The 7,004-nt window shown below is 32.7% G+C and carries 7 protein-coding genes; 2 read left to right on the top strand and 5 right to left on the bottom strand.

The features are described 5' to 3' along the window. The coding region (locus CCPUN_RS04710) for an IS1634 family transposase (RefSeq protein ID WP_165941911.1) at nucleotides 1–1,139 on the top strand (1,139 nt) is incomplete at its 5' end. Between the two features lie 336 nt (nucleotides 1,140–1,475). On the opposite strand, the gene CCPUN_RS02510 is transcribed toward CCPUN_RS04710, so the two are convergent. Next, nucleotides 1,476–1,727 (bottom strand): IS1 family transposase, encoded by a 252-nt coding sequence (locus CCPUN_RS02510; protein ID WP_255414884.1) that lies wholly within the window; start codon nucleotides 1,725–1,727, stop codon nucleotides 1,476–1,478. Between the two features lie 248 nt (nucleotides 1,728–1,975). Between CCPUN_RS02510 and dnaG the strand changes: the two genes are divergently transcribed. Beyond that, nucleotides 1,976–3,919 (top strand): DNA primase, encoded by a 1,944-nt coding sequence (gene dnaG / locus CCPUN_RS02505; RefSeq protein WP_133282012.1) that lies wholly within the window; start codon nucleotides 1,976–1,978, stop codon nucleotides 3,917–3,919. Nucleotides 3,920–3,953: 34 nt separating this feature from the next. Here dnaG and CCPUN_RS02500 read toward each other — a convergent pair whose 3' ends face one another. From CCPUN_RS02500 to CCPUN_RS02485, 4 genes are all read right to left on the bottom strand, one after another. After that, complete coding sequence (locus CCPUN_RS02500; protein WP_240034342.1) at nucleotides 3,954–4,259, bottom strand: septum formation initiator family protein; 306 nt, start codon at nucleotides 4,257–4,259, stop codon at nucleotides 3,954–3,956. 169 nt (nucleotides 4,260–4,428) lie between these two features. Further along, the gene (locus tag CCPUN_RS02495; RefSeq protein ID WP_133282011.1) at nucleotides 4,429–5,274 is read right to left on the bottom strand and encodes a hypothetical protein; all 846 of its coding nucleotides are present in this window, start codon (nucleotides 5,272–5,274) and stop codon (nucleotides 4,429–4,431) included. A 143-nt stretch (nucleotides 5,275–5,417) separates the two neighbouring features. Next, nucleotides 5,418–5,924, bottom strand: coding sequence for a 50S ribosomal protein L17 (rplQ, locus tag CCPUN_RS02490; protein ID WP_133282010.1), 507 nt, complete (start codon nucleotides 5,922–5,924; stop codon nucleotides 5,418–5,420). A gap of 68 nt (nucleotides 5,925–5,992) precedes the next feature. After that, nucleotides 5,993–6,976 (bottom strand): DNA-directed RNA polymerase subunit alpha, encoded by a 984-nt coding sequence (locus CCPUN_RS02485; RefSeq protein ID WP_133282009.1) that lies wholly within the window; start codon nucleotides 6,974–6,976, stop codon nucleotides 5,993–5,995. Nucleotides 6,977–7,004 lie beyond the last annotated feature (28 nt).

Raw genomic sequence — 7,004 nt, 5'->3', positions numbered from 1 at the left:
CTACTATAGTGACATATAAAAAAGTTAAACAACGTTGGTTTTTAATTTATTCACAACAAGCTTACGATCGAGAAATAATTACGCTGAATCATCGTATCAAGAAAGAAGGTATAGATCTACAAAAACAGTTAGTGCGTTTAAGTTATGAACAGTTTGGTTGCCAAAAAGATATAGATAAATCTGTAAAACAACTATCTAAAACTATTAAATATCATAAAATAGACTATACTACTAAACAGGTTCATCAATTCAAGAAAGAAGGTATAGATCTACAAAAACAGTTAGTGCGTTTAAGTTATGAACAGTTTGGTTGCCAAAAAGATATAGATAAATCTGTAAAACAACTATCTAAAACTATTAAATATCATAAAATAGACTATACTACTAAACAGGTTCATCAATTCAAGAAAGAAGGTATAGATCTACAAAAACAGTTAGTGCGTTTAAGTTATGAACAGTTTGGTTGCCAAAAAGATATAGATAAATCTGTAAAACAACTATCTAAAACTATTAAATATCATAAAATAGACTATACTACTAAACAGGTTCATCAATATAAATGTAAAGGACGTCCTTCCAAAGATACCCAACCCCTAGCTACCGTTTATCAAGTAGTTCCTGTCTTTTCTCGTAATGAAGTATCTATTACACAAGCTAGTAGAACTAAAGGACGTTTTGTATTAGCTACTAATCAGTGGGATATACAATCCTTGCCCAATCAAGAGGTTTTATCCACTTACAAAGAACAGGCAGGTACAGAGGCTGGATTTAAGTTTATAAAAGATAACACCTTTGAAGTGGATTCTATTTTTCTCAAAAAACCAGGACGTATTAATGCACTTATGATGATAATGACACTTTGTTTAATGACTTACAGTTTTGCACAGTATTTTTTGAGACAACAGTTAATAACCACAGATACTACAGTAACCACACAGAGTGGTAAACAGACTAAAAAACCTACTATGAAATGGATATATCGTTTATTTCATGGTATACATTTACTTGATATGAATATAGATGGCGTTGCTATACGCAAAGTATTAAATATAGATGCATTTCGTAGTCGCATTATTAGGTATTTTGGGCCGATGGCCTGTAGTATTTATGAAATATCAGATGAAAAAATTGCGATATAATCTATGTAATCAGAAGTATAACCTATTAGGTAAGATTATGTAATAAATATTGAATAATAATATATTTAAAATCAGGTTTTGGCTTATTTTATGATTTTTTGTGTAAAAATATCATGAGAAAACCCTAAAAATATAGTAACATTTATGTAATAAATAGAGAAAATAAAAAATCCCAAATTTTTGTGCGAAATGTCGGATCTGATGTGTAACTTATCCATTAAAACATATTTTTGCAGTAAAAGAAGATACAATCTGCTAGAAAATATTTAACTAGACCTGTTGCGTAAGTCCGTTATTTAGAAATTTTTGTTTGCTCTATTTAGAGTTATATTTCCCTTACCCACCTGACTTGTGTATTGCATTTATGTGATTTTTTAGTTTTTTCGAGAAGCAACAAGTTTTTCTAACTAAACGACTGATCCTATAACGCAATAGACAATTAACCCCTTCGATCATTCTTGTAAATTGTTTTCCTACTTTGTGACAACAATTACTAAAAACTTTTCTAAAAGCAGACCAATTGTCGGGGCTTTTGAGATGTAAACAAATATCCATTACCATATAGAAATAGGAAAGATAGCAGTATATTTTCTTACAATCCCAATACCACCCATTTTAGGCGCTATGACAATATACCACCACGTAAGAAATAAGGTTGTACAACGGTAAAATGTTAGACTTCATTACATTTATGGCTAAAATCACTGTATATTATTAGTTAGTCGGTTTTTATTTGAACTATTTCTCTTATTTTTCTGGAAATTTTTTAAAACCTTATTATATGGCTACCATTTCCATGATTACTTATATAGACTGGAATATATTTCTTTAAAAATATGATAATCAGTAAAAAAACAATAGAATCCATTCAAGGCATTGTGCGTATTGAAGAAGTGGTTGCTGACTTTATATCTCTCAAAAAGAAGGGTACAAATCTTTGGGCTTGTTGCCCATTTCATCACGAAACCACTCCTTCTTTTTCTGTTTCTCCCGAAAAAGGTTTTTATAAATGCTTTGGATGTGATGCTGCTGGGGATTCCATAAGCTTTATTCAGCAAATGGAAGGCGCCTCTTTTGTAGAAGCCATTACCTACCTTGCACAAAAATATAATATCGTCATAGAGCGGGACACAGACACTGAGCATTCATATGACCTCCAAACACATAACCAGAAAGAAAGTATACAGATTATACTTTCTTTAGCTAAAGATTACTATAGCAATTTACTTTGGACTCATTCAGAAGCTGAAAAAACAGCACTCCCCTATCTGGATCAACGAGCTATACCAAATGAAATAGCAAAGAAATTCCAGTTGGGCTATAGCCTAAACAGTTGGGATGGTTTTTATAAATTTGCAATAGAACAAGGTATCAGTCTAGATTTGTTGATCACGGCAGGCTTAGTTATTAAAAATGATAGCAAGATATATGACCGTTTTCGAGGGAGGGTTATGTTTCCTATTCATAATATTACAGGACAGGTAGTAGCTTTTGGCGCACGTCACATGGTTGCATCTAATGATAGCCCGAAATATATCAATTCTCCAGAAACACTTGTTTACCATAAAGGTGCATTATTGTATGGTCTTCCTTTCGCAAAACAACGCATTAAACAGGAAAATAACTGCTACCTTGTAGAAGGCTATACAGATGTATTTGCCTTTCACATCGCAGGGCTAGAACATGCAGTGGCTTCTGCTGGAACCTCCCTTACAGAAGAGCAAATTAATTGCCTACGTCGCTTTACGGTTAGAGTTACCCTCGTATTTGATGGAGATCAGGCAGGTATTCAAGCCGCCCTGCGTGGCATAGACAAGTTATTGGCAAAAGGATTTGAGGTACAGGTCGTGTTGTTGCCTTCAGGAGAAGATCCAGATAGCTACGTCCGGAAAGTAGGAGCAGAATCTTTTACCCATTATATGGATCACGCTGCTCAAGATTTTATTACCTTTAAAGCAGGCTTTTTACTGAACCAAGCTAGTGAACAGGGTCCTGTTGAGCAGGCAAAATGCATACGAGAAATTGTGGAAAGCATTGTAGCTATTCCAGATGAAATACAACAAAATCTGTTTTTAAAAAAATGTAGTGACTTGTTTTCTATAGAACAAGAGGTACTTTTAGCTACATATCGTGAAATACGTAACAAAGATCGGTTAAAATATTCCCTACAACGAGAAGCAAAGTTCACTAAGCCACGTTTTACACGAAAAAATATTCATTATGTAGACCATAAAAATATTGCTTTTACCAGTAAGCTTAATACAAGTATTGAAGCATACGAAAGAGAAATTATGCGTATTTTATTGACTTATGGATCTACGCAACTATTTGAAAATCAGAAGTTATACGAATACATAATCTTAGAACTAGGCGACATAACTTTTAGATCTGTTGATTGTAAGATGCTCTTTGACTACTTTAAAACAACACTTCAACAAGGCAATCTGATGGATATCGCATTTTGTTTAAATAGTACAAATGAAGCCATAAAAAAAATAGCCATTGATTTAACAGCCAACTGCCATGACATTAGCGAAGCCTGGATCGAAAAATATAGAATATATACAGTAAGCGAGACACAAAACCTGCATCAAATGAGTTTAGAGGTGCTACTTAGATTAAAGTTACGTTTGGTTCAGGAACTTATTGAGCAAAATAGGGAAGAACTTAAAAATGAATTATCAGAAGAAGAAGAAGAACGACTGCTGCAAGTACATCAGCTGCTTAAGGAATCTGAGCGTAATATGGCTAAGCAGCTAGGTATTGTTGTCGCACAATAAGAGAAATTACCATAGACATAAAAAATTTATACATTTAGTCCTGAACAATAATATATAGGTCTTCTTTTTCCTTTTTCATATAATACTTTTCACGAGCAAATTTTTCTAAAAGATCACAATTGTTTAAAAGCTCTTTTTTTTCTTTTTTAATCTGCTTAATTTGAGAGGTATAATATATATGATCTTCCTCCAATTTCTTTAACCTAGCATACAATGTATGTTGTGAAAATACATTCTGGTAATCAAAGAAGACCACCCATACTACAAAAAATATGGTAGAGATACAATAGGGATCTAATAATATGGTTTTTAGAGACTGAATTTTGCTTTTTGGTTTCATTAGATTATGTTTGAAACTAGATAGAGCTTTATATACTAGTAAATATTAAAACATACTAGAATTATTTAATGAATTTAAAAAAATCTAGTATTCAAATACATTAAATCAAAAACATCTCTCAATATGAGCTTTAAAGAATCTTTATCTTAAGATGTTTTTGATTATAACGTTAGTATTTAGGAAGTTTTCGTTTAAATCTTTCAAGACAAGTTTTAGAATGTTTACTTACCATCTGAAACACTTTTATTCTTCCAACTCTAATAGAGCTTTGAAATTCATCAAACGAATCTGTATTTAGATATTTTTCGAAAGGAATAATATAATATTGCTTGATTATTTCTATTAACGGTTTACATAACAACTGATCTAGCTCAGAATCTACTTTACTGTTGTACTCAGTAGTACGACCGTCAATACCAGCAAACAGGATACGGATTAATTCTAAAGATTCTTTACTTATCACACTTTCCTTTGTTATTTTATCTGGAACCCTTCCCCTTTTTTGTTCTAGTTTTTTTTCTAAATCAAAAGCTTCAGACAGATTAGGTTCATTAGATTTATAAATAACCCGATACAAGTCCAATAAAATCAAATTTAAATTATTGACAACTTCTTCTTGTTTAGAAGAAAGATCATTACTCAATGAATCAAACCCTTTTTTTTCATTAAGAAGACGTTGTAATGAAGTTCCATTTAAAAAGCTCAATAGGTTGCATTTTATTTCTTGATTTAAACTTTTTTCATATGCTTTAACACCTTCAACATTAAACGTATCTATTTGGCTTTCAACTGCATCAGTTCCTTTTTTTTCATATGCTTTAACATCTTCAACACTAAATGTATCTATTTGGCTTTCAACTGCATCAGTTCCTTTTTTTTCATATGCTTTGACACCTTCAACACTAAATGTATCTATTTGGCTTTCAACTGAACCGGTTCCCTTATTACCCTTAGAACAAGAACCAGCTTGTAGCAATACTAATAGTGCTATACTAAAACATTTACGTATACACATAGTTAGAAACATTAAAAACGAGCCATCAGGCTCGTAAAAAAACAAATATGTAGTAACTAAAAAAGCATCAAAAAAAAACTAGGCAAAACCCGTAACGCCTAATACACTAGGCTATGTATGCGTCTGCTATTACAGCAAGATAACTATGACGCTCCTACTTCTGTATCTGTATCAGAGGAAGTAACGGCTGCTACCGTTTCCACAGTATCTACAACAGGGGCAGTGACAGCGGCATGACCTTTCTTTCTTCTTCTAGTAGATTTGATAACTTTTTTCTCTTTTTTATACACCTCATTATAGTCCACCAACTCGATCATACATATATCTGCATTGTCTCCAAGACGATTTCCCAGCTTAATAATGCGTGTATAGCCACCTGGACGCTGTGCTATTTTTTCTACAACATTATTAAACAATTCTTTAACTGGTTCTTTATCCTGAAATACAGAAAATACCATTCTCCTAGAATGGGTAGTATCTTCCTTTGCTTTGGTAAGAATGGGTTCAACAAACTTGCGTAGTGCTTTTGCTTTAGCAAGTGTCGTAGTTATGCGTTTATGCACGATTAACGACTTTGATAAATTCATAAGCAACGCCTTTCTATGAGCAGTAGGTCTACCCAAGTGATTAACTTTATTTCTGTGCCTCATTCGTTTGTATAGATAGGAGTTTTATTTAAAAATCTACTTTAATATGCGTTCTAAAATAAAGAAAAAAATTATTCATTTCTCATATATTTAGACACATCCATGCCAATTTTTAGGTTTTTCTCTGCCAACAGTTGATCTATTTCATCTCTAGACTTACGTCCAAAGTTTCTAAACTTCATTGCATCAAAATCCCTTACTACCACAAGGTCTGCTAATGTCTCTATACCTGCTGATTTAAGGCAATTTAAAACACGAGAAGAGCAATTTAATTCACTGATATGGATGCCTAAATTTCTCCTAATAAGAAGCGCTTCTTCATCTAAAGATTGAACTTCTTCATCTGTAGCAAACTGTTCTACAATCTCTTTGCCACACAATAAGTTCAGATGTTGAATAATTAAATTAGCAGCTTGTTTAATACTTTCCTCAGGACTAACAGAACCATCTGTTTGAACCTCAAGAGTAAGCTGCTCGTAATCCGTCCGCTGACCAACACGCATATTCTCAACACGATATTCTACCTTTACAATAGGAGAAAAAATAGCATCAATAGGCATCACACCCAACATAGGATCTTTAGGCTTATTTTCTTCTGCAGAAAGATACCCTCTATGTTTTTCCACCTGCAATTCTATATTAAAGCTAGTAGATTCATCCAATCTACATATCAACAAATCAGGATTTAACACCTCAAAAAAAGGAGTTGCCTTAGCTATGTCTGCTGCTCTAAATTCAGACTTATTAATATGAACTGAAATGGTACTATTTATTCCGCTATCAATCTTCTTCAACCTGACTTGTTTAAGATTTAAAATCATCTCAACTAAATCTTCCCGTACGCCTTCAATAGTAGAAAACTCATGAAAAACACCAGGAATTTTAATAGAAACAATAGCATACCCTTCCAAAGAAGACAATAACACACGTCTAAGTGCATTACCTATGGTAGCACCATATCCTTTTTCTAGGGGACGAAAACTAAATACACCATGAAAAGTATCAAGTTTCTCAACAAAAACTTTTTCGGGCATTTGAAATGCTAATGATGACATATCAAATTTTTTTATGAAAATTATTTAA

It is taken from the genome of Cardinium endosymbiont of Culicoides punctatus, from assembly GCF_004354815.1.
In the GTDB taxonomy this organism is placed as follows: domain Bacteria; phylum Bacteroidota; class Bacteroidia; order Cytophagales; family Amoebophilaceae; genus Cardinium.
Note: the sequence above shows the minus strand (reverse complement) of the source record. Positions and strands in the feature narration are given on the sequence as shown.

Coding starts and splice junctions, on each gene's coding strand:
- CCPUN_RS02500 (WP_240034342.1), bottom strand. CDS start 4,259: ATGAAACCAAAAAGCAAAATTCAGTCTCTAAAAACCATATTATTAGAT.
- rplQ (WP_133282010.1), bottom strand. CDS start 5,924: ATGAGGCACAGAAATAAAGTTAATCACTTGGGTAGACCTACTGCTCAT.
- CCPUN_RS02485 (WP_133282009.1), bottom strand. CDS start 6,976: ATGTCATCATTAGCATTTCAAATGCCCGAAAAAGTTTTTGTTGAGAAA.
- dnaG (WP_133282012.1), top strand. CDS start 1,976: ATGATAATCAGTAAAAAAACAATAGAATCCATTCAAGGCATTGTGCGT.
- CCPUN_RS02495 (WP_133282011.1), bottom strand. CDS start 5,274: ATGTGTATACGTAAATGTTTTAGTATAGCACTATTAGTATTGCTACAA.